Source organism: Pseudoxanthomonas spadix BD-a59 (genome assembly GCF_000233915.3).
Classification (GTDB): Bacteria; Pseudomonadota; Gammaproteobacteria; order Xanthomonadales; family Xanthomonadaceae; genus Pseudoxanthomonas_A; species Pseudoxanthomonas_A spadix.
Map to the genome: position 1 here is coordinate 1,605,551 of NC_016147.2, position 19,449 is coordinate 1,624,999.

The window sequence follows — 19,449 nt, forward strand, 5'->3', positions numbered from 1 at the left end:
ACGATGGGCAAGCTGGAACAGCCCGGTGCCGCAATCGCCTGCCACCATTGCGGCGAGCCGGTGCCGGAACCGCCGGTGTGGCTGCAGGTCGATGGCCAGGCGCAGCCCTTCTGCTGCCACGGCTGCGCCGCCGCCGCCGACTGGATCGGCGACAACGACCTGGGCGGCTACTACCGCCTGCGCAGCGCCGCCGCCGGCCGGGTCGGCGACGATGCCCCGGATCTGGCTGACTGGGATCGCACCGAGTTGCTCGACGAACACAGCCGCGCGGTGGACGGTGGCCGCCAGATCGTGGTGCTCACCGACGCGATGCGCTGCGCCGCCTGCGCCTGGCTGATCGACCGCGCGCTGCGCCGCGAGCCGGGCGTGATCGACTGCACTGCCAACGCGGTGACCGGGCGCATCCGCATCGCCTGGGACCCGGCCCGCACCGCGCTGTCGCCGTTGCTGCAGCGGCTGGCGATGCTCGGCTACCGGCCCTACCTGGCCGCAAGCGAGCAAGCCGAACGCGCGCGCCGCGCCGAGCGCCGGCGCTGGCTGCTGCGCCTGGGTGTGGCCGGGCTCGGCGCGCTGCAGGCGATGATGTTCGCCGAGGCGCTGTACCTGGACACCGCCAACGCGATGCCGGTGCCGACCCGCGACTTCTTCCGCTGGCTGACCTTCCTGGTCTCCACGCCGGTGGTGTTCTACGCGGGCTGGCCGTTCCTGGCCGGCGCCTGGCACGAACTGCGCCGTCGCCGCGTCGGCATGGACGTGCTGATCGCCGGCTCGACCCTGCTCGCCTATTTCGCCAGCCTGGTCGAGACGCTCCGCGGCGGCGCGCACGTCTGGTACGACGCTGCGGTGATGTTCGTGTTCCTGCTGCTGGTCGCGCGCATGCTCGAGCAACGCGCGCGCAACATCGCCAGCGCCCAGGTCGATGCGCTGGCGCGGGCGCGGCCGGTGTTCGCCACCCGCGAGCGCGGCGACGGCAGCCGCGAATCGGTGCCGGTCTCGGCGCTGCGCGAAGGCGACCTGGTGCGCGTGGCCGCCGGCGACAACGCACCAGCCGACGGCGTGCTGCTCGACGACCAGGCCAGTTTCGAGGAGGCGCTGCTCACCGGCGAATCGCAGCCGGTGGCCAAGGCGCCGGGCGATCCGGTCTACGCCGGCACCCAGTGCCGCGAACGCCCGGCGCGGCTGCGCGTGACCGGAGTCGGGCAGGCCACCCGGTTGTCGCAACTGGTCGCGCTGGTCGAGCGCGCGCAGGCGCACCGCCCGCCGGTGGCGCGCCTGGCCGACCGCATTGGCGCGCACTTCGTCGCCGGCCTGCTGCTGGTGGCGTTGGCGACCTGGCTGTTCTGGCGGCAATACATGCCCGAGCGCGCGTTCGAGGTGACCCTGGCGGTGCTGGTGATCAGCTGCCCGTGCGCGCTGTCGCTGTCGGTGCCGGCGGCGCTGGCCTGTGTGCACGGCGCGCTGGCCAGGATCGGCGTGCTCGCCACCCGTCCCGAGGCGCTGGATGCGCTGGCCCGCGCCAGCGATGTGGTCTTCGACAAGACCGGCACGCTCAGCGACGGCAAGCCGGCGCTGGAGGAGGTGGAGACCTTCGATGGTTTCGACGCGTCCCACGCGCTGGCGATCGCCGCGGCGCTGGAGCGCGACAGTGGCCATCCGCTGCGCATCGCGTTCGCGCCGTTCGACCAGGGTCTGCCCGCCACGGCGGTGGCCACGCACGCCGGACGCGGGGTGCAGGGCGGGGTGGAAGGGCGCAGCTGGCGGCTGGGCCGCGCCGACTTCGCCGCCGGCGGTGACGGCGATGACGAGCGGCTGTGGCTCGGCGACGGCCAGCGCGCGGTGGCCTGCTTGCAGCTGCGCGAGAACCCGCGCGCCGACGCGGCGCCGGCGCTGGCCGCATTGCGCCGGCAGGGCCTGCGCCTGCACCTGTCCAGCGGCGACGCGCAGGGCCCAGTGCGCCGCCTGGCCGCGGCGCTGGCGATCCCCGCGCCGCACGCGCGGCAGACGCCGGAAGACAAGCTGGCGATGGTGCGCCGGATGCAGGGCCAAGGCCGGATCGTGGCGATGGTCGGCGACGGCCTCAACGACGCGCCGGTGCTGGCCGGGGCCGACGTCTCGATCGCGCTGGGCGAAGGCGCGCCGCTGGCGCAGGCCGCCGCCGACCTGGTGACCACCGGCGCCGGGCTGTGGCGGATTCCGGCGGCGATCGAGCTGGCCCGGCGCACGCGCCTGGTCATTCGCCAGAACCTGGGCTGGGCGCTGGCCTACAATCTGCTGGCGTTGCCGCTGGCCGTCAGCGGACGGGCCACGCCGTGGCTGGCCGCGCTGGGCATGGCGGCCTCCTCGCTGCTGGTCACCGCCAACGCGCTGCGGCTGACCCGCGCCCGCACCCGCCCCGGAGACGCCGCACAATGAACATCCTGCTGTTGCTGGTGCCGATCAGCCTGGTGCTGCTGGGGGTGGCCATTGCCGCGTTCGTGTGGGCGGTCAGGCGCGGCCAGTTCGACGACCTGGACACCCCGGCGCTGGACATCCTCGAAGACGACGAGATGCCTTCCGATCAGCCCCGCGAACCGAGTGCGCGCGATGCCGGTTGACGGGCTGGTGCTGCTGGCGGCGCTGGCCGCCGGCACCCTGGGCAGCGCGCACTGCGCGGCGATGTGCGGCGGCATCGCCACCGGCTTCTCCGCGGTCGGGGCCGCGCGCGGCTGGCTGCCGGCGTTGCAGGTGAACCTGGGCCGGGTCGGCGGCTACGTCCTCGCCGGTGCACTGGTCGGCGGCCTGGGCGGCGGATTGCTGCAGGTGCTGCGCATCGAATGGCTGACCCTGGGCCTGCGCATGGCCGCCGGCCTGGTGCTGGTGCTGGTCGCGTTGCGCCTGTTCGATCGCCGCGGACGCTTCGATGTCCTCGCCAGGCCCGGCGCGAAGCTGTGGTCGAAGCTGCAACCGCTGCAGCGCGCGCTGCTGCCGGCCGACCGCGGCTGGCGGCGCCTGGCGCTGGGCATGCTGTGGGGCTGGCTGCCGTGCGGGCTGAGCCTGAGCCTGCTGACCGCCGCCTGGCTGCAGGGCAACGCGCGCGACGCGGCGCTGACCATGGCCGCCTTTGGCCTGGGCACCCTGCCGATGATGCTGCCGCTGACCTGGTCCGGCGCGCGCCTGTCCGGCTGGCTGCAACGCCCCGGCTGGCGGCGCGCCGGCGCCGGCATGGTGCTGCTGGCCGGCCTGTTGACCCTGTCCGCGCCGTGGCTGATGCGGGTGCCGGTCCTGCACGGCGCGCTGTCGGCCCTGGGCTGCGGCAGCCTGCCGGGGTGATCGGGGCAGGGTCGTGGCCGGGCGGGCGCCGGGCGCGGTTCGAGCTGAAAATGGCGCGTGATCGGCCGTCGGCGGTCACTGCTGTCAGGCAGTCCTTCAAGGCCAGGGCCGTTACTTCTGGTCGACCACCAGAAAATTTCCAGGGCCCCGGGCCGAAGCATCCGGCAGCGCCTGCTGGGCTTCATCCTTGAGCTGCACGCCGGAGAGCTGGCGCCGCCGCGCCTGGTCCATCAGCCAGGCCAGCTTGTACATGGCCGCCTCATAGGACAGGCCGGCGGCGCGGATGTTGGAAATGCAGTTGCGGGCCGCATCGGTCAGGCCCACGCGCGGGGCCCAGGTCAGGTACGCGCCGAGGCTGTCGGGCGAGCTCAGGCCCGGGCGCTCGCCGATCAGGACCAGGCACATCCGCGCGCCCAGCAGTTCGGCGATCTCATCGCCCACCGCCACGCGGCCCTGGTGGACCAGGCAGACCGGTGCCAGCGACCAGCCTTGCCCCTGTGCGTAAGCCCGCAGGCGCTGCAGCATCGGGCCGGCGTGCTGGTGCACGGCCAGTGCGGACAGGCCATCGGCCACCACGATGCACAGGTCATGCTGGTGGCCGCGGGTGGCGGCATGGCCACGTAGCTCGATCGAGGACGCCTCATCCAGGCGACGCCCCAGATCGGGGCGCTGCAGGTAGACATCGCGGTCCTGCGCCGCGCTGTGCAGCACCCGTACTTCCAGCCCCAGCGCCTCAAGCTGCTTTTTCAGCGGCTCCACGTCCAATGCCAGGTGCACCGCATCGCGGGCCTGCGCATGGGCGAACTGGAAATCCAGGTGCGCGGCCGTGGGCAGGCTGGTGCCGGCGCGACCCAACGCGATCCTTGCAGGTGTCAGGCCGCGCAGCTGCGTCCACGGATCCAGGCGGGCAGGGCGGTGGTCGTCGTGTTCGCTCATGACAACCTGGCCAGCGCCTTCCTGAAAGGTGCCGGCAGGTCCTGGCCCAGCAGGAAGCGTCCATCGCGCTGCTTGAGGATGTCCATGCGCTCCAGCCACGCCTCGAACTCCGGCGCCGGGCGCAGGCCCAGCACCTGGCGCGCGTACAGCGCGTCGTGGAAGGAGGTGGTCTGGTAGTTGAGCATCACATCGTCACTGCCCGGGATGCCCATGATGAAGTTGACCCCGGCCACGCCCAGCAGGGTCAGCAGCACGTCCATGTCGTCCTGGTCGGCTTGGGCATGGTTGGTGTAGCAGATGTCGCAGCCCATCGGCACCCCGAGCAGCTTGCCGCAGAAGTGGTCCTCCAGCCCGGCGCGGATGATCTGCTTGCCGTCGTACAGGTATTCCGGGCCGATGAAACCGACCACCGTGTTCACCAGCAGCGGCTTGAACGCACGCGCCACCGCGTAGGCGCGCGCCTCGCAGGTCTGCTGGTCCACGCCATGGTGCGCATCGGCCGACAGCGCGCTGCCTTGCCCGGTCTCGAAGTACATGACGTTGTCGCCGACACTGCCGCGCCCCAGGGTCAGGCCGGCCTGGCGGCCTTCGCGCAGCAGCGCCAGGTTGACGCCGAAGCTGGCGTTGGCGCCTTCCGTGCCGGCGATGGACTGGAACACCAGGTCCACCGGCGCGCCGCGGTTGATCGCCTCGATGGTGGTGGTGAGGTGGGCCAGCACGCAGGACTGGGTGGGGATGTCGTAGCCGCCGATGACGCCGTCGAGCATCTTCAGCAGCTCGATGATGGCGCCGGTGCTGTCGCTGGCCGGGTTGATGCCGATCACCGCATCGCCATTGCCGTACAGCAGGCCGTCGAGCACGCTGGCGGCGATGCCGGCCGGATCGTCGGTGGGATGGTTGGGCTGCAGGCGCGTGGACAGCCGCCCGCGCAGGCCCAGCGTGTTGCGAAAGCGCGTGACCACCCGCGTCTTCTGCGCCACCAGCACCAGGTCCTGCACGCGCATCAGCTTGGACACCGCCGCCACCATCTCCGGGGTCAGTCCCGGTGCCAGCGCGGCCAGGCTGGCTTCGGTCGCCGCCTCGCCCAGCAGCCAGTTGCGGAAGTCGCCCACGCTCAGGTGCGCCACCGGCGCGAAGGCCTGCGCATCGTGGCTGTCCACGATCAGCCGGGTGACTTCGTCGTCTTCGTAGGCGATGACCGACTCGCTCAGGAAATGCCGCAGCGGCAGCTCGGCCAGCGCCATCTGCGCGGCCACCCGTTGCCGATCGCTGTCGGCCGCCACGCCCGCCAGGCGATCCCCGGAACGGGCCGGGGTCGCCTTGGCCAGCAGGTCCTTGAGGTCGGTGAAGTGCCAGCGCTGGCCGCCGGCGGTGTGCTGGAAGCCACTCATCGTCGCGTCCGTCCCGCTGCCAGGCTCATGCGTGATCGATCGCCGCGTCCGGTTGCGGGCCGCCGCCGCGCAGGCTCAGCCAGCACACCCCCATGCCCAGCACCATCAGCACCACGAACGCCAGCGCCACCTGCGGGTTGAACCACAGCATCGCCACCAGGCACACCAGCGCCAGGACCAGCGCGATCGCCGGCACCAGCGGATAACCGGGCGCGCGGAAGGTGCGTGCCAGGTCCGGCTCGCTGCGGCGCAACTTGAACAGGCTCAGCATGCTCATGATGTACATCACCACCGCGCCGAACACCGACATGGTGATCATCGCCGCGGTCAGGCTCATGCCCTGCACGCTGATCAGGCCATCGCTGTAGATCGCCGCCACGCCGATCACGCCACCGGCCAGGATTGCCCGGTGCGGGGTCTGGAAGCGCGAGAGCCTGGCCAGCCCGTGCGGCAGGAAGCCTGCCCGGGCCAGGGCGAAGAACTGCCGCGAGTAGCCCAGGATGATGCCGTGGAAGCTGGCCACCAGGCCGAACAGGCCGATCCATACCAGCATGTGCAGCCAGGTCGAACTGCTCCCGACCACCGCCTTCATCGCCTGCGGCAGCGGGTCGTTGATGTTGCTCAGCGCCTTCCAGTCGCCCACGCCGCCGGCAAAGATCATCGTGCCAAAGGCCAGCGCCACCAGGGTCAGGATGCCGGCGATATAGGCTTTGGGGATGGTGCGCCTGGGGTCCTTGGCTTCCTCGGCCGCCATCGCCGCCCCTTCGATGGCCAGGAAGAACCAGATCGCGAACGGGATCGCCGCGAAGATCCCGCCGATCGCCGCGGGGCTGAAGACATCGGCGCCGGCCCAGCCGCCGGCGGCAAACCTGGCCAAGCTGAAACCCGGCGCGACCACGCCCATGAACACCAGCAGCTCGGCCACCGCCAGCAGGGTGACCACCAGTTCAAAGGTGGCCGCGATGGTCACCCCGAGGATGTTCAAGGTCATGAACACGATGTACGCACCGACCGCGGCGGCCTTCGGGTCCAGGCCCGGGAACTGCACGTTGAGGTAGGCGCCGATGGCCATCGCGATCGAGGGCGGGGCGAACACGAACTCGATCAGGGTGGCGATGCCGGCGATCATCCCGCCGGTGGCGCCGAACGCGCGCCAGCTGTAGGCGAACGGCCCGCCCGCGTGCGGGATCGCCGTGGTCAGTTCGGTAAAGCTGAAGATGAAGCAGGTGTACATCGCCGCGATCACCAGTGTGGTGACCAGGAAGCCGAGCGTGCCGGCCACGCCCCAGCCGTAACTCCAGCCAAAGTACTCACCGGAAATCACCAGGCCCACGGCGATGCCCCACAGGTGCAGGGTGCCCAGGGTGGGTTTGAGTTTTTCGTTCGACATCACGCGCATCTCCGATCGCTGAAGGGGGAGGAGATGGAGCGCGGCCTGCACGGCCGGCTCCGCAACGCTGCTGATTGCGACTGCAGGCCGATGGCACTGCGCGGTGGCAGCTGGGCATCGACGCAAATTGCCAGGGGCGGCGTCCTGCCGCAGTACGGGCGATGACGCTGCGGTCAGCTGCATCGCCGTCGCCTTGAGGTTATACACAACAAAACGCCCCTGGCACAGGCGTCGGGCGCCGGATGTGGGCGGCGCGGTATGTGGCCCAACGCGGCACCCTCGGCGGTCGCGCGCCTGGCCGGCTCGGGCCGAGGCCGGGCCTTACCTGGCGCGGTCCAGCACCAGCAGCGGATCGATGCGCGTATCGAACCAGCTCATCCCCCAATGCAGATGCGGCCCGCTCGCGCGCCCGGTGGCACCGACTGCGCCGATCACCTGGCCCTGGGCGATGCGCTCGCCGACCTTCACCCCGATCCGCGACAGGTGCAGGAAATTGGAGCTGAGCCCATGGCCATGGTCCAGCAGCACCGTGCCGCCGGTGAGGTACAGGTCCGGCGCGGCGAAGGTGACGATCCCGGCCGCCGGCGCCTTGACCGGTGTGCCGGTGGGCGCGGCGATGTCCATGCCCGAGTGCCCGGCCGGCGAGGGCTGGCCGTTGTAGACGCGCGCATTGCCAAAGCGGCCGCTGATGCGGCCCTGCACCGGCCAGAGGAAGGGTGCCGCGAAATCGGTGCGGTCATCATCGCGATCGCGCGCCGCGCTCACCTGCGCCTGTTCGCGCGCGATCCGCGCGGCGAGCTGCGGCGGCGGGTTGACGCTCGCCGGCGGCACGCCATTGACCCGCTCGGTCGGCCAGTCGCGCGGCGCCACCGCGATGGACACGGTCTGCATGGTCGCGCCCGGCGCGGTGACCTGCACCTGCAGCGGGCCGGTCTGGTTGCGGCCGACGCCGAACACAACCGTGCCGTAGGCCGTCACGCGCAGCGTGCGTCCGGCATAGCGCACCTGGCTGCCCGGCGCGACCTTGCCCAGCACCAGCGCGCCCTGCGACACCGAAGCCGGAAACAGCGCCTGTGTTGCCGCCTGCGCGTGCGCGGCCGGGATGGACCCGGCCGGACTCGCGCTGCCGGCCGCGGCCAGCAGCAGGGCCAGCAAGACCGGCCTCACCGATCCGATTCCAGCCGCGGGCCCTTTGGCATGCCGGCCAGCTGCTCGCCGTTCCACCCCATGCGGTCGTTGACCCAGGTCGCGATCCGGCCGTTCTCCAAACGCAGGCCACCGGCGGTCTGGCGAGCTTCGTTGATCCAGCGGGCGTTGACGATCACGGTGGCGGGCATTTACGGGCGCCTGGACGGGTAGATGAATGGGGGTCGTCTGGAACCGGGTCGTAGCCGCCCGGATGGAACGGATGGCAGCGGCCGACCCGGCGGGCCGCCATCCAGCCGCCGCGCAGCACGCCGAAGCGGCCGATGGCGTCCATCGCGTACACCGAGCAACTGGGCTCGAACCTGCAGCGCGGACCCAGCAGCGGGCTGATCAAGCGCTTGTAGCCGCGCAATAAGGCAATGAGTCCGCGCTGGAGCATGGCCCGATGATAAGCGATGGCTCGGCAACGTGGTTGCCCCCCCTGCGTGGGTGAGCTATAAAGGCCCGCTTTTCCCGGCCCGGGAATCATCAAGGACGCTGTTCGTGGCAGCCAAGAAACCCGTAGAACCGGCCGTCAAGGCCGTCAAGTCGCCCGCTGCTGGCAAGCACGCAGCGGCTGCCAAGGCGCCGGCCAAGAAGGCACCGGCGAAGAAAGCCGTGCCTGTCGCCAGCAGCAAGCCGGCGGCGACCAAGACCGCGCCGGCGAAGAAGGCCACGAACGCCCCCACGGCCGCCAAAGCCGCGGCTGCGAAGAAACCGGCGCCCGCGCCGGCCAGGCAGGCCGCAGCGGCAAAGCCCGCGGCCAAGCCTGCATCCAAGCCCGCTCCGAAGCCGGTTGCCAAGACCGCTCCGGCCAAATCCGCTCCCGCCAAGGTTGCCGGTCCCAGTCAAGCCTCAGTGGTCAAGACCGCCGCGACGCCCGCAGCCAAGGCCGTTCCTGCAAAGAATCCTGTGCCCGCCAAGACTCCCCCGAAAACCGACAAACGCCCCATCCCCGCCAAGCCCGCAGCTTCGCGCGTCACCGGCAAGATCGCCGTGGCCGTGACTGCGCGCGCGCCCGAAACCTCGTCCAAGCCCAAGGTCCGCAAGGTCGAATACACCATCGACGAAGCCACCGGCCGCCCGGTGATCCCCCCAGGCTACAAGCCCCAGCCCGACGAGGAGTACATGAGCCCGTTGCAGCAGGAGTACTTCCGCCAGCGCCTGCTCGACTGGCGCGCCGACCTGGTGGAGGAATCCAAGCAGACCATCGAGAACCTCAAGGACGAAGTGCGCGACGTGGGCGATGAAGCCGAACGCGCGACCCGCGAGACCGAGAACTCGCTGGAACTGCGCACCCGCGACCGTTACCGCAAGCTGATCGGCAAGATCGACAGCACCCTCAAGCGTCTGGAAGCCGGCGACTATGGCTACTGCGTGGATACCGGCGAAGAAATCGGCCTGGAGCGCCTGGAAGCACGCCTGACTGCCGAACGTACCCTGGATGCCCAGGAGCGTTGGGAGCATCTGCAGAAGCAGCAGGGCGACTGAAGTTTCATATGAAACTATGTGGGTTCATAAGGCTGTGACCTCCCATGAAATCAATGAGTTGTAGCCTCACCAAGTCCCAAGCCTAATCAGGAAATCCCTCGCTTCGGAGGGTGTTTCCCGGGGTTGATTTTGCCTTCCCGCCACTAAGATCGAACGTCGTTGAGGACGTCCGAGGTGTGGTGAAGGGCCATCGACAAGTTGAACGCAAACCAGATTCGCAACGCCAAGTGGCCTCGACGGAACTCAATGAGCGGGGATTCCATGCCGATGCCATCGAACGGCAATTGGCCCATGAGGAGGCGAACAAGCGTCGTCGAGCCCACAACCGGGCCTCGTATCTGGAGGAGCGCTGCAAGATGATGGACGCTTGGATCTGCTGGCCAGTGAGAAACGGGCGGCAGCGATGCTGCTCCGCTTCCGGGGCCGGGGATGAAATGCCAGGCAACTGATCGGCAAAGCTCTTCTCCGGACTCCTAGGTAAGTCTTTCATAATTGTTTTCGACTAATTTGTTGAAGTTATAATCGATTTTGTGCATCTCTAAGCGCCTGTGATGGCATTTCTCCCAAGTTTCGACGTTTTTGTGCGGACGGAACTGCCTTCCTTCCTATCGGGAGCGCGCAGATGAGTAACCTCCCCGCTGACCCCATGGGGGCTGCATGGTTGGCCCGAACCTACGGGGTGGAGCCGATGGGGCGATTGCCCGTCCTCAGCCAAGTGGGCGGGCGACGTGCGTCGGAGATCAATGAGGGTTTCCGGCTGGAAGCGTATCTGGAGATCATGCGGCCTGCGGCTACGCCGGCTGCGCATCTGCAATTCCACCTGCGCCATGAAGTCCCGCATCTGGAATTCCTGTCCCGTCTGTTTGCTCAGGCTGGCCCTGATTTCGTCCAGGCGTGGATTGCGGCCGAACCAACCGGGCAGTACGCCCGTCGGGCAGCGTTCCTGTACGAGTGGCTCACCGGCGACCTGTTGCAGGTGCCGGAGCGGTTGGGGGGCAACTACGTCGATGCGATCGACGCCGCCAAGATGGTGGCCGCCTCACCCGAGCGTGCGGTGAAGGTGCAGCGTTGGCGGGTAAACGACAACTTGCCGGGCACGCGGGACTTCTGCCCGACGGTGGTGAAGAACGAGGCCGTCGTACGGGCGGCCGAACTGGACGTATCGGTCCTGTTCGGTGAATTGACCGACGAGTTTGGCGAGGACCTGCTGATGCGGGCCGCTGCGTGGATGACGCTGCGGGAAAGCCGGGCCAGTTTTGCCATTGAAGGGGAGGCTGGTCAGGCGACCCGTGTCCAGCGTTTTGCAGACGTGATGGCACGACGTACCGGTCAGGGCGAATGGCCGCTGACCGATACGGTGCTGGCCGAATTGCAACGCGAGATCCTTGGTGAGCGAACCACACTTGTGCGTTTCGGGATACGGCAATCGCCGGTATTCGTGGGCGAGGTGGTGCGCTACCAGGAGGTGGTGCATTACGTGGCCCCGGTTGCCGAGGATGTTCCGGCGATGTTGGAGGGATTGCGGGTCTTTCTTGAAAGGACGCAAGGGCAATCGCCGGTGATGCGCAGCGCCGTGGCATCGTTCGGCTTTGTCTACATCCATCCTTTGGCCGACGGCAATGGGCGGGTGCACCGGTTCCTGATCAACGACGTATTGCGACGTGATGGGGTGATCCCTGATCCGGTAATCCTGCCAGTGTCCGCAGTCATCACCGACGATGTCGGCGAGCGGCGCGGTTACGAGCGCGTACTGGATCAAATGTCCACACCCTTGATGCAAGGAGTACGGGAGTACGTGACGTTCGAGCCTGTGCAGACCACCTACCCGGATGGGGTGGTGTCGAATTTCGCCTTCGGTGGCGCCGAGCAGGCCAGGCCGCTATGGCGTTACCCGGATCTCGGCCCGCACGTGGTGGTCTTGTCCAACATCCTGGGACGCACCCTGACGGAACAGATGCGCGAGGAATCGCGCTACCTGCGCCGTCATGGGTGGGCACGTGCGGCACTGAAAGAGATCGTCGAGATGCCGGATCAGCAGGCCGACCGGGTGTTGCGTTCGATCGAGCAGAATCGAGGGGAGCTCAGCAACGTGTTGGCCAAGGAAATGCCGGTGTTGCGAGAACCAGGCATCTGGTCCGATATCGTCGAGGTGGTCGAGCGGGCCTTCCGTGACTAACTACCTCCGATGGCAATCGCGATGGGTCGATGGAGTACGCGAGCGCGGGGCGCGAAAGACTCGACTGCGTTCGGCCTCGATCCCGGAGTGTCCTGGCGGAAGTGTCCTGGGTGAAGGCACCTCAGCGCCATGATGGACCAGGTGCCCTGCGGCGCCGAGGACGGGATCGGGCCAGCGACCTGGACGGTGTGCGCAACCCCCGTGTAGACGAGGGTTCGTACGTGCGCGTGGCGCTTGCGGCGGCGCCTTGATCGGCACGGTCATACAAGGGGTGTATACCGCGGGGCTGGTGATGGCATGACAGACCGATGGCCGTGTTGATCCAGATCAAGGCGCCCACCAGGCCGCAGATTCAGGATTCGCTTTTCGTTCCCTGGGCCCCGTGGTGAACCACCCTCCTTCCGACACTCCGGTTCCCCGGATGCACGCGCTCAGTCCGTTGGACGTCCAGGCGCGGGCCGCTCTGGCCGGTGTCACCGGGTCGCTGTCGCCGCAGTCGGCCCTGCTGGCCTGGGTGGACTGGGCGACCCATCTGGTCGCCTCGCCCGGCAAGCAATCCGATCTGGCCGCGCTGGCGCTGGAACAGGCCTCGACCCTGGCCGGCTACTTGCGTGAATGCATGATCGCCGGGCCGGGCCAAGCCCATGCCTGCATCGAACCGCCCGCCCGCGACCGCCGCTTCGCCGCGCCGGAATGGCGCAGCTGGCCGTTCAACCTGTGGCACCAGGCGTTCCTGTTGAACCAGCGCTGGTGGGAGGCCGCCACAGGCGGGGTGCCCGGGGTGGAGCGGCATCACGAAACCATGGTGGCCTTTGCGGCCCGCCAGTGGCTGGACGTGTTTTCCCCCGGAAACCAGCTGGCGACCAACCCGGTGGCCCTGCGCCGGACCTTCGAGGAAGGCGGCGCCAATCTGCGGCGCGGCCTAGGCTATCTGGTGGACAACATCGAGCGCCGGTTGGCCCAGCAGCCGCCGGCGGGCGTGGAGAGTTTCCAGGTCGGGCGCGATGTGGCAGTGACGCCCGGCAAGGTGGTGTTGCGCAATCGGCTGATGGAGTTGATCCAGTACACGCCGACCACTGCGCAGGTTCATCCCGAGCCGGTCCTGGTGATCCCGGCCTGGATCATGAAGTACTACATCCTGGACCTGTCGCCGCACGATTCGCTGATCCGCTACCTGGTCGCTCAGGGATTCACCGTGTTCTGCATTTCCTGGAAGAATCCTGGCGTGGAGGAGCGCGAGCTGGGCATGGACGACTACCTGGCGCTGGGCTTCTGGGCTGGCCTGGATGCGATCAACGCGATCGCGCCCGGGGCCAAGGTCCACGCCACCGGCTATTGCCTGGGCGGCACCCTGCTGTCCATCGCGGCGGCGGCGATGGCCCGCGACGGTGACGACCGGCTGGCCTCGCTGAGCCTGTTCACCGCCCAGACCGATTTCAGCGAGCCGGGCGAACTGGGTCTTTTCATCGACGAAAGCCAGGTCACGCTGCTGGAAGCACAGATGCAGCAGCAAGGCTACCTGCGCGCCGATCAGATGGCCGGCGCGTTCCAGATGCTGCGCTCCTACGACCTGATCTGGTCGCGGCTGATCAGTGAGTACCTGCTCGGCGAGCGCCAGCCGATGAACGACCTCATGGCCTGGAACGCCGATACCACGCGGATGCCGGCCAAGATGCACGCGCAGTACCTGCGCCGGCTGTTCTTGAATGACGATCTCAGCGAAGGGCGTTACCCGGTACGGGGCCGCCCGGTGTCGCTGGGCGATATCACCCTGCCGGTGTTCAGCGTGGGCACCGAGAGCGACCATGTGGCACCGTGGCGGTCGGTCTACAAGCTGCACTATCTCTCGCCGGCCGAGCTCACCTTCGTCCTGACCACCGGTGGTCACAACGCCGGCATCGTCAGCGAGCCGGGGCATCCGCGCCGCAGCTACCGGGTGAAGACCCGGCACCAGGGTGAGGGCTACCTGGATGCCGACGCCTGGCTCGAGGCCGCCATGCGGAAGGAGGGTTCGTGGTGGCCGGAGTGGAGCCAGTGGCTGCGCGTGCGTTCCGGTACGCCCGTCGATCCGCCCGACACCGGCGCTGCGGCCAGCGGTTATCCGGTGATCGACGATGCCCCCGGGCGCTACGTCAGGGAGCCATGACCGCCGACATGGCGCGGTCGATCAACCAACGCAGCGCCCGCGGGATGGGCGGGGTGCTCACGCAGGTTGATGCTAGCCTCAAGTCATCAACCAGGTGTTGCATCCAGGCTCCATGTTCTGTTCCCGTCCTTCCTTCTTCGTGACCCTTGGCCGTTTGGCGAGCTGCGCGCTGGCCGTGGCGCTTGCCGGCTGCGCCTCGATGGCCCCACCGGATTCAACGCCGCCGCTGCCGGTGGCCGACGCCTGGCCCGCCGACGCCACGCCCACCGCTGAAGGCCCGGTGCCGGCACCGGCACTGGGCTGGCCGGACTATTTCGCCGATCCGCAATTGCAGCGGCTGATCGGCACCGCCCTGGCCAACAACCGCGACCTGCGCCTGGCCGTGCTGCAGGTCGAGCAGGCACGCGCCGCCTACCGGATCCAGCGCGCCGACCAGTTTCCGAGCCTGGGCGTGGGCGTGGAGGGTGCCCGCTCGCGGGTGCCGGGTGACCTCAACGTCAGCGGCCGCCCTCAGGTCGGCAGCGACTACGAGGCCTATGTCGGCCTGAGCAACTGGGAGCTGGACCTGTGGGGGCGGATACGCTCGCTCAAGCAGGCGGCGCTGCAGGAGTTCCTGGCCACCAGCGCCGCCCGGCGCGGGGTCCGGGTATCGCTGATCGCCGCGGTCGCCAATGGCTACCTGTCGCTGCGTGAACTGGATGAACGGGTGGCCCTGGCCGAGCAGACCATCGCCACCCGCCAGGAATCGTTTCGCATCTTCAGCCGCCGCTACGAGGTCGGGGCGATTTCCAGGCTGGAACTGGCCCAGGTCCGGACCCTGCTGACCCAGGCCCAGGCCCTCGGCGCCCAGCTGCGGCAGTCGCGCGCGTTCCAGGCCCATGCGTTGGTCAGCCTGGTCGGTGTGCCGCTGGACCTGGCACCGCGCGTGACCGGCTTCGACGATGGGGCGATGTTTGCCGAATTGCAGGTGGGCCTGCCCTCGCAGTTGCTGGCCAGCCGCCCGGACATCATCGCCGCCGAGCATCGGCTGCGCGGCAGCAACGCCAATATCGGCGCGGCGCGCGCCGCGTTCTTCCCCAGCATCGCCCTGACCGGCAGCTGGGGCTCGGCCAGCAGCGAACTGGATGGCCTGTTCGACTCCGGCAGCCGGGCCTGGCGTTTCCTGCCGGTCCTGTCGCTGCCGATCTTCGACGGCGGCCGCCGCAGCGCCAACCTGGACCTGGCCCAGGTGCGCCGCGATGCGGCGGTGGCCGACTACGAAAGGACCGTGCAGGCGGCGTTCCGCGATGTTGCCGATGCCCTGTCCGCGCGCCAGTGGCTGGCCGAGCAGGTGCGTTTCCAGCGCGACACGCTGGATGCGCAGAGCGATCGGGCGCGCCTGGCCAAGCTGCGCTACGACAGCGGCGCGGCCACTTATCTGGAAGTGCTTGATGCCCAGCGCGACCTGCTGTCGGCCCAGCAGCAGCTGGTCCAGGTGCGACGCGCGCTGCTGTCCAGCCAGGTGTCGCTGTACGCCGCACTCGGCGGCGGCGCGGCCGACCCCGGCAGCCCCGTTTCCGCGATCGCTCCGACTTCCAGGGCACCACAACCGTGAAGGCAATCACTCCCTTGCTCAAGAAGAACCTGATCATCGTGGCGGTCGTGCTGGCCATCGCGGCCCTGGGCGGGCTGGCCTGGTGGATGCTGCGCCCGACCGGGCCTGGCGACGGTTTCGCCAGCGGCAATGGCCGCATCGAAGCCATCGAGGTCGACGTGGCCACCAAGCTGGCCGGTCGCATCGAGGACATCCTGGTCGACGAGGGCGACTTCGTCAAAGCCGGCCAGCCGTTGGCGTCGATGCAGATCGACGTGCTCAAGGCGCAGTACGACCAGGCCGTTGCCGGCCATCAGCAGGCGATCCACGCGGTGACCGCTGCCGAGGCGCAGGTCACCCTGCGCCAGAGCGAAGTGCTGGCGGCGCAGGCGCAGGTTCGCCAGCGCCTGAGCGAGCTGGACGCGGCCCAGCGCCGACTGAAGCGCTCGGAGACGCTGACCCTGGAAGGCGCTGCGTCCGCGCAGGAACTGGACGATGACCGCGCCAGAGTACGCAGCGCCGAAGCCGCTGTCGCTGCGGCCCGGGCCCAGACCGCGTCGGCGCAGGCCGCGGTCGCGGCGGCGCAAGCGCAGCTGGTCGGCGCCCGATCCGCCGTCACCGCAGCGCTGGCGACGGTGGCCAGGATCCAGGCCGACATCGACGACAGCGCGCTGAAGTCGCCGCGCGAGGGCCGCGTGCAGTTCCGCGTCGCCCAGCCTGGCGAGGTGCTGCCCGCCGGCGGCAAGGTGCTGAACCTGGTCGACCTGTCCGATGTGTACATGACCTTCTTCCTGCCCGAGACGCTGGCCGGCAGGGTCGCCCTGGGCAGCGAGGCGCGGATCGTGCTCGACGTGGCCCCGGACTACGTGATTCCGGCCAAGGTGTCGTTCGTGGCCAGCACCGCGCAGTTCACGCCCAAGACCGTGGAGACCGCCAGCGAGCGGCAGAAGCTGATGTTCCGGGTCAAGGCGCAGATCTCGCCGGAGCTGCTGCGCGAGCACCTCAGGCAGGTCAAGACCGGGCTGCCGGGCGTAGCCTGGGTCCGGCTGGACACCGACCAGCCCTGGCCCGCCGAGCTGGCGCTCAAGGTCCCGGAGTAGGTTGATGGCGACCGCCTCCCAGCCGGCGCCGGTCGCGACCCTGCGCGCGGTCGGCCTGCACTACGGCAAGACCGTGGCGCTGGACGGGGTGGACCTGGAGATCCCGGCCGGGATCATGGTCGGTCTGATCGGTCCTGATGGCGTGGGCAAATCCAGCCTGCTGTCGCTGCTGGCCGGCGCGCGTGCGGTCCAGGACGGCACGGTCCAGGCGCTCGGCGGCGACATGTCCAGCAAGCGGCACCGCGACCAGGTGTGCCCGCGCATCGCCTACATGCCGCAGGGCCTGGGCCGGAACCTGTACCCGACCCTGTCGGTGGAGGAGAACCTGCAGTTCTTCGGGCGCCTGTTCGGCCATGACGCCGGCGAGCGCCGCCGCCGCATCGACGAGCTGACCCGCAGCACCGGCCTGTATCCGTTCCTGTCGCGCCCGGTCGGCAAGCTCTCCGGCGGCATGAAGCAGAAGCTCGGCCTGTGCTGCGCACTGATCCACGACCCGGACCTGCTGATCCTGGATGAACCCACCACGGGCGTGGATCCGCTGGCGCGCTCGCAGTTCTGGGACCTGATCGAACGCCTGCGCCGGCAGCGGCCGTCGATGAGCGTGATCGTGGCCACCGCCTACATGGACGAGGCGCAGCGCTTCGGCTGGCTGGTGGCGATGGACGAGGGCAAGGTGCTGGCTACCGGCACCCCGCAGGAACTGCTGTCGCAGACCGGTTCGGAGTCGCTGGAGGCGGCCTTCATCCGGCTGCTGCCGGAGGAGAAGAAGCGCGGCTACCAGCCGGTGGAGATCCCGCCGCTGCCGGCCGACGGCAAGGACGACATCGCCATCGAGGCCAGGGACCTGACCATGCGCTTCGGCGACTTCACCGCCGTGGACCATGTCAGCCTGCGCATCCGCCGCGGCGAGATCTTCGGCTTCTTAGGCTCCAACGGCTGCGGCAAGTCGACCACGATGAAGATGCTGACCGGGCTGCTGCCGGCCAGCGAAGGACAGGCCTGGCTGTTCGGCAACCCGGTCGATCCACGCGACATCGACACCCGCCGGCGCGTGGGCTACATGTCGCAGTCATTCTCGCTGTACAACGAGTTGAGCGTGCGCCAGAACCTGGTGCTGCACGCGCGCCTGTTCCACGTGCCGGAGGAACAGGTGCCGGGTCGGGTCGATGAAATGGTCGACCGCTTCGGCCTGCGCGAGGTGCTGGACAGCCTGCCCGAGAGCCTGCCGCTGGGCATGCGCCAGCGCCTGTCGCTGGCGGTGGCGATGGTCCACAAGCCGGAAATGCTGATCCTGGATGAGCCCACTTCCGGGGTGGACCCGATCGCGCGCGACAGTTTCTGGCGGCTGCTGATTCAGCTGTCGCGGCGCGACCAGGTGACCATTTTCATCTCCACCCACTTCATGAACGAGGCCGAGCGCTGCGACCGCATGTCGATGATGCATGCCGGCAAGGTGCTGGATAGCGATGCCCCGGCCGCGCTGGTGCGCAAGCGCGGGGCCAGGACCCTGGAGGAGGCCTTCATCGGCTATCTGGTGGAAGCCGGCGGTGGTGCAGAAAACGCGGACGGGCACGAGATGACCCCGACCATGGCGGCCGAGGCCGACACTGCAGCCAGACGCCGCCACAGGGGCTTCAGCCTGCAGCGCATGCTCAGCTACATGTGGCGCGAGGCACTGGAGCTGCGCCGCGATCCGGTCCGCGCGACCCTGGCCCTGGGCGGCTCGCTGATCCTGATGTTCGTGATGGGGTTCGGCATCAGCATGGATGTGGAAAACCTGCGCTACGGCGTGCTTGACCGCGACCAGACCACCCAGAGCCAGGCCTACATGCTGAACCTGGCCGGCTCGCGCTATTTCATCGAGCGCCCGCCGATCACCGATTACGCCGACCTTGACCGGCGCATGCGCAGCGGTGAACTGTCGCTGGCGCTGGAAATCCCCTCGGGCTTCGGCCGCGACGTGATCCGCGGGGACCATGCCGAGATCGGCGCGTGGATCGACGGCGCCATGCCGACCCGCGCCGAAACCGTGCAGGGTTATGTCCAGGGCATCCACCAGCAGTGGCTGACCGACCAGGCCCGCCAGCGCGGCATCGCGGTGGCCAGCCGCGCCACGGTGCAGCCGCGCTTTCGCTACAACCCCGACGTCAGGAGCCTGCCGGCGATGGTGCCGGCGGTGGTGCCGCTGCTGCTGCTGATGCTGCCGGCGATGCTGACCGCGCTGGCGGTGGTGCGCGAGAAGGAAATGGGCTCGATCATCAATCTGTACGTCACCCCGGTGACCCGCAGCGAGTTCCTGCTCGGCAAGCAGCTGCCCTACGTGGCGCTGGCGATGGTCAACTTCCTGCTGATGAGCCTGCTGGCCGTGACCGTGTTCGGGGTGCCGGTGACCGGCAGCTACCCGACCCTGCTGCTGGCGGCGCTGATCTTCAGCTTCAGCGCCACCGGCATGGGCCTGCTGGCCTCGGCGGTCACCCGCAGCCAGATCGCGGCGATGTTCTTTGCCATGATCGGCACGCTGATCCCGGCCGCGCAGTTTTCCGGGCTGATCGATCCGGTCTCGGCGATGGAAGGGTTCGGCCGGGTCATCGGCAACATCTATCCGGCCACCTACATGTTCACCATCAGCCGTGGCGTGTTCAGCAAGGGCCTGGGACTGGGCGACCTGCACTCGGCATTCGTGCCGCTGCTGCTGTCGGTGCCGGTGATCCTGGGCCTGGCGGTCGCGCTGCTGAAGAAGCAGGAACGCTGA

Annotated in this window: 15 protein-coding genes; 9 read left to right on the forward strand and 6 right to left on the reverse strand. The window is 68.9% G+C overall.

Annotation, left to right across the window (positions count from 1 at the left end):
• The first annotated feature begins 3 nt into the window (after positions 1-3).
• Genes DSC_RS07150 through DSC_RS07160 form a run of 3 tightly spaced genes read left to right on the forward strand, consistent with a single transcriptional unit; the run spans position 4 to position 3,309 of the window.
• A complete protein-coding gene (locus DSC_RS07150; RefSeq protein ID WP_014160480.1) occupies positions 4-2,412 on the forward strand; it encodes a heavy metal translocating P-type ATPase in 2,409 nt (802 codons plus the stop codon).
• Complete coding sequence (ccoS, locus tag DSC_RS07155) at positions 2,409-2,594, forward strand: cbb3-type cytochrome oxidase assembly protein CcoS (protein WP_014160481.1); 186 nt, start codon at positions 2,409-2,411, stop codon at positions 2,592-2,594. Before DSC_RS07150 ends, ccoS begins: the two co-directional genes overlap by 4 nt.
• Positions 2,584-3,309, forward strand: a complete 726-nt coding sequence (locus DSC_RS07160) for a sulfite exporter TauE/SafE family protein (protein ID WP_014160482.1) — start codon at positions 2,584-2,586, stop codon at positions 3,307-3,309. Before ccoS ends, DSC_RS07160 begins: the two co-directional genes overlap by 11 nt.
• A 111-nt stretch (positions 3,310-3,420) precedes the next feature.
• Here the strand turns inward: DSC_RS07160 and eutC are convergent, their stop codons facing one another.
• The 6 genes from eutC to yidD all read right to left on the reverse strand — a co-directional run bounded on the left by eutC (position 3,421) and on the right by yidD (position 8,629).
• Positions 3,421-4,245, reverse strand: a complete 825-nt coding sequence (eutC, locus tag DSC_RS07165; protein ID WP_014160483.1) for an ethanolamine ammonia-lyase subunit EutC — start codon at positions 4,243-4,245, stop codon at positions 3,421-3,423.
• Positions 4,242-5,636, reverse strand: a complete 1,395-nt coding sequence (locus DSC_RS07170) for an ethanolamine ammonia-lyase subunit EutB (protein ID WP_014160484.1) — start codon at positions 5,634-5,636, stop codon at positions 4,242-4,244. Before DSC_RS07170 ends, eutC begins: the two co-directional genes overlap by 4 nt.
• Before the next feature lie 25 nt (positions 5,637-5,661).
• The gene (gene eat, locus DSC_RS07175) at positions 5,662-7,035 is read right to left on the reverse strand and encodes an ethanolamine permease (protein WP_014160485.1); all 1,374 of its coding nucleotides are present in this window, start codon (positions 7,033-7,035) and stop codon (positions 5,662-5,664) included.
• 312 nt (positions 7,036-7,347) lie between these two features.
• Positions 7,348-8,178: a M23 family metallopeptidase gene (locus tag DSC_RS07180; protein WP_425476617.1), complete on the reverse strand. Its 831-nt coding sequence runs from the start codon at positions 8,176-8,178 to the stop codon at positions 7,348-7,350.
• Positions 8,179-8,189: 11 nt separating this feature from the next.
• Positions 8,190-8,363, reverse strand: coding sequence for a hypothetical protein (locus DSC_RS16860; RefSeq protein ID WP_014160487.1), 174 nt, complete (start codon positions 8,361-8,363; stop codon positions 8,190-8,192).
• Positions 8,348-8,629, reverse strand: a complete 282-nt coding sequence (yidD, locus tag DSC_RS16025) for a membrane protein insertion efficiency factor YidD (RefSeq protein WP_083833600.1) — start codon at positions 8,627-8,629, stop codon at positions 8,348-8,350. The genes DSC_RS16860 and yidD overlap by 16 nt, the downstream gene beginning before the upstream one ends.
• Before the next feature lie 86 nt (positions 8,630-8,715).
• Between yidD and dksA the strand changes: the two genes are divergently transcribed.
• The 6 genes from dksA (at position 8,716) to rbbA (ending at position 19,449) form a co-directional block, all read left to right on the forward strand.
• The gene (gene dksA, locus DSC_RS07185; protein ID WP_043290461.1) at positions 8,716-9,702 is read left to right on the forward strand and encodes an RNA polymerase-binding protein DksA; all 987 of its coding nucleotides are present in this window, start codon (positions 8,716-8,718) and stop codon (positions 9,700-9,702) included.
• Between the two features lie 622 nt (positions 9,703-10,324).
• Positions 10,325-11,878, forward strand: coding sequence for a Fic family protein (locus DSC_RS17355; RefSeq protein WP_014160492.1), 1,554 nt, complete (start codon positions 10,325-10,327; stop codon positions 11,876-11,878).
• 421 nt (positions 11,879-12,299) lie between these two features.
• The gene (locus tag DSC_RS07200; RefSeq protein ID WP_014160493.1) at positions 12,300-14,024 is read left to right on the forward strand and encodes a PHA/PHB synthase family protein; all 1,725 of its coding nucleotides are present in this window, start codon (positions 12,300-12,302) and stop codon (positions 14,022-14,024) included.
• Between the two features lie 112 nt (positions 14,025-14,136).
• Entirely contained in the window at positions 14,137-15,618 is a 1,482-nt protein-coding gene (locus DSC_RS07205) for an efflux transporter outer membrane subunit (RefSeq protein ID WP_014160494.1), read from the forward strand.
• Entirely contained in the window at positions 15,615-16,697 is a 1,083-nt protein-coding gene (locus DSC_RS07210) for an HlyD family secretion protein (RefSeq protein ID WP_238527675.1), read from the forward strand. Before DSC_RS07205 ends, DSC_RS07210 begins: the two co-directional genes overlap by 4 nt.
• Before the next feature lie 4 nt (positions 16,698-16,701).
• On the forward strand, positions 16,702-19,449 hold the full coding sequence (gene rbbA / locus DSC_RS07215) for a ribosome-associated ATPase/putative transporter RbbA (RefSeq protein WP_014160496.1): 2,748 nt from the start codon (positions 16,702-16,704) through the stop codon (positions 19,447-19,449).

Coding starts and splice junctions, on each gene's coding strand:
- DSC_RS07150 (WP_014160480.1), top strand. CDS start 4: ATGGGCAAGCTGGAACAGCCCGGTGCCGCAATCGCCTGCCACCATTGC.
- ccoS (WP_014160481.1), top strand. CDS start 2,409: ATGAACATCCTGCTGTTGCTGGTGCCGATCAGCCTGGTGCTGCTGGGG.
- DSC_RS07160 (WP_014160482.1), top strand. CDS start 2,584: ATGCCGGTTGACGGGCTGGTGCTGCTGGCGGCGCTGGCCGCCGGCACC.
- eutC (WP_014160483.1), bottom strand. CDS start 4,245: ATGAGCGAACACGACGACCACCGCCCTGCCCGCCTGGATCCGTGGACG.
- DSC_RS07170 (WP_014160484.1), bottom strand. CDS start 5,636: ATGAGTGGCTTCCAGCACACCGCCGGCGGCCAGCGCTGGCACTTCACC.
- eat (WP_014160485.1), bottom strand. CDS start 7,035: ATGCGCGTGATGTCGAACGAAAAACTCAAACCCACCCTGGGCACCCTG.
- DSC_RS16860 (WP_014160487.1), bottom strand. CDS start 8,363: ATGCCCGCCACCGTGATCGTCAACGCCCGCTGGATCAACGAAGCTCGC.
- DSC_RS17355 (WP_014160492.1), top strand. CDS start 10,325: ATGAGTAACCTCCCCGCTGACCCCATGGGGGCTGCATGGTTGGCCCGA.
- DSC_RS07200 (WP_014160493.1), top strand. CDS start 12,300: ATGCACGCGCTCAGTCCGTTGGACGTCCAGGCGCGGGCCGCTCTGGCC.
- DSC_RS07205 (WP_014160494.1), top strand. CDS start 14,137: ATGTTCTGTTCCCGTCCTTCCTTCTTCGTGACCCTTGGCCGTTTGGCG.
- rbbA (WP_014160496.1), top strand. CDS start 16,702: ATGGCGACCGCCTCCCAGCCGGCGCCGGTCGCGACCCTGCGCGCGGTC.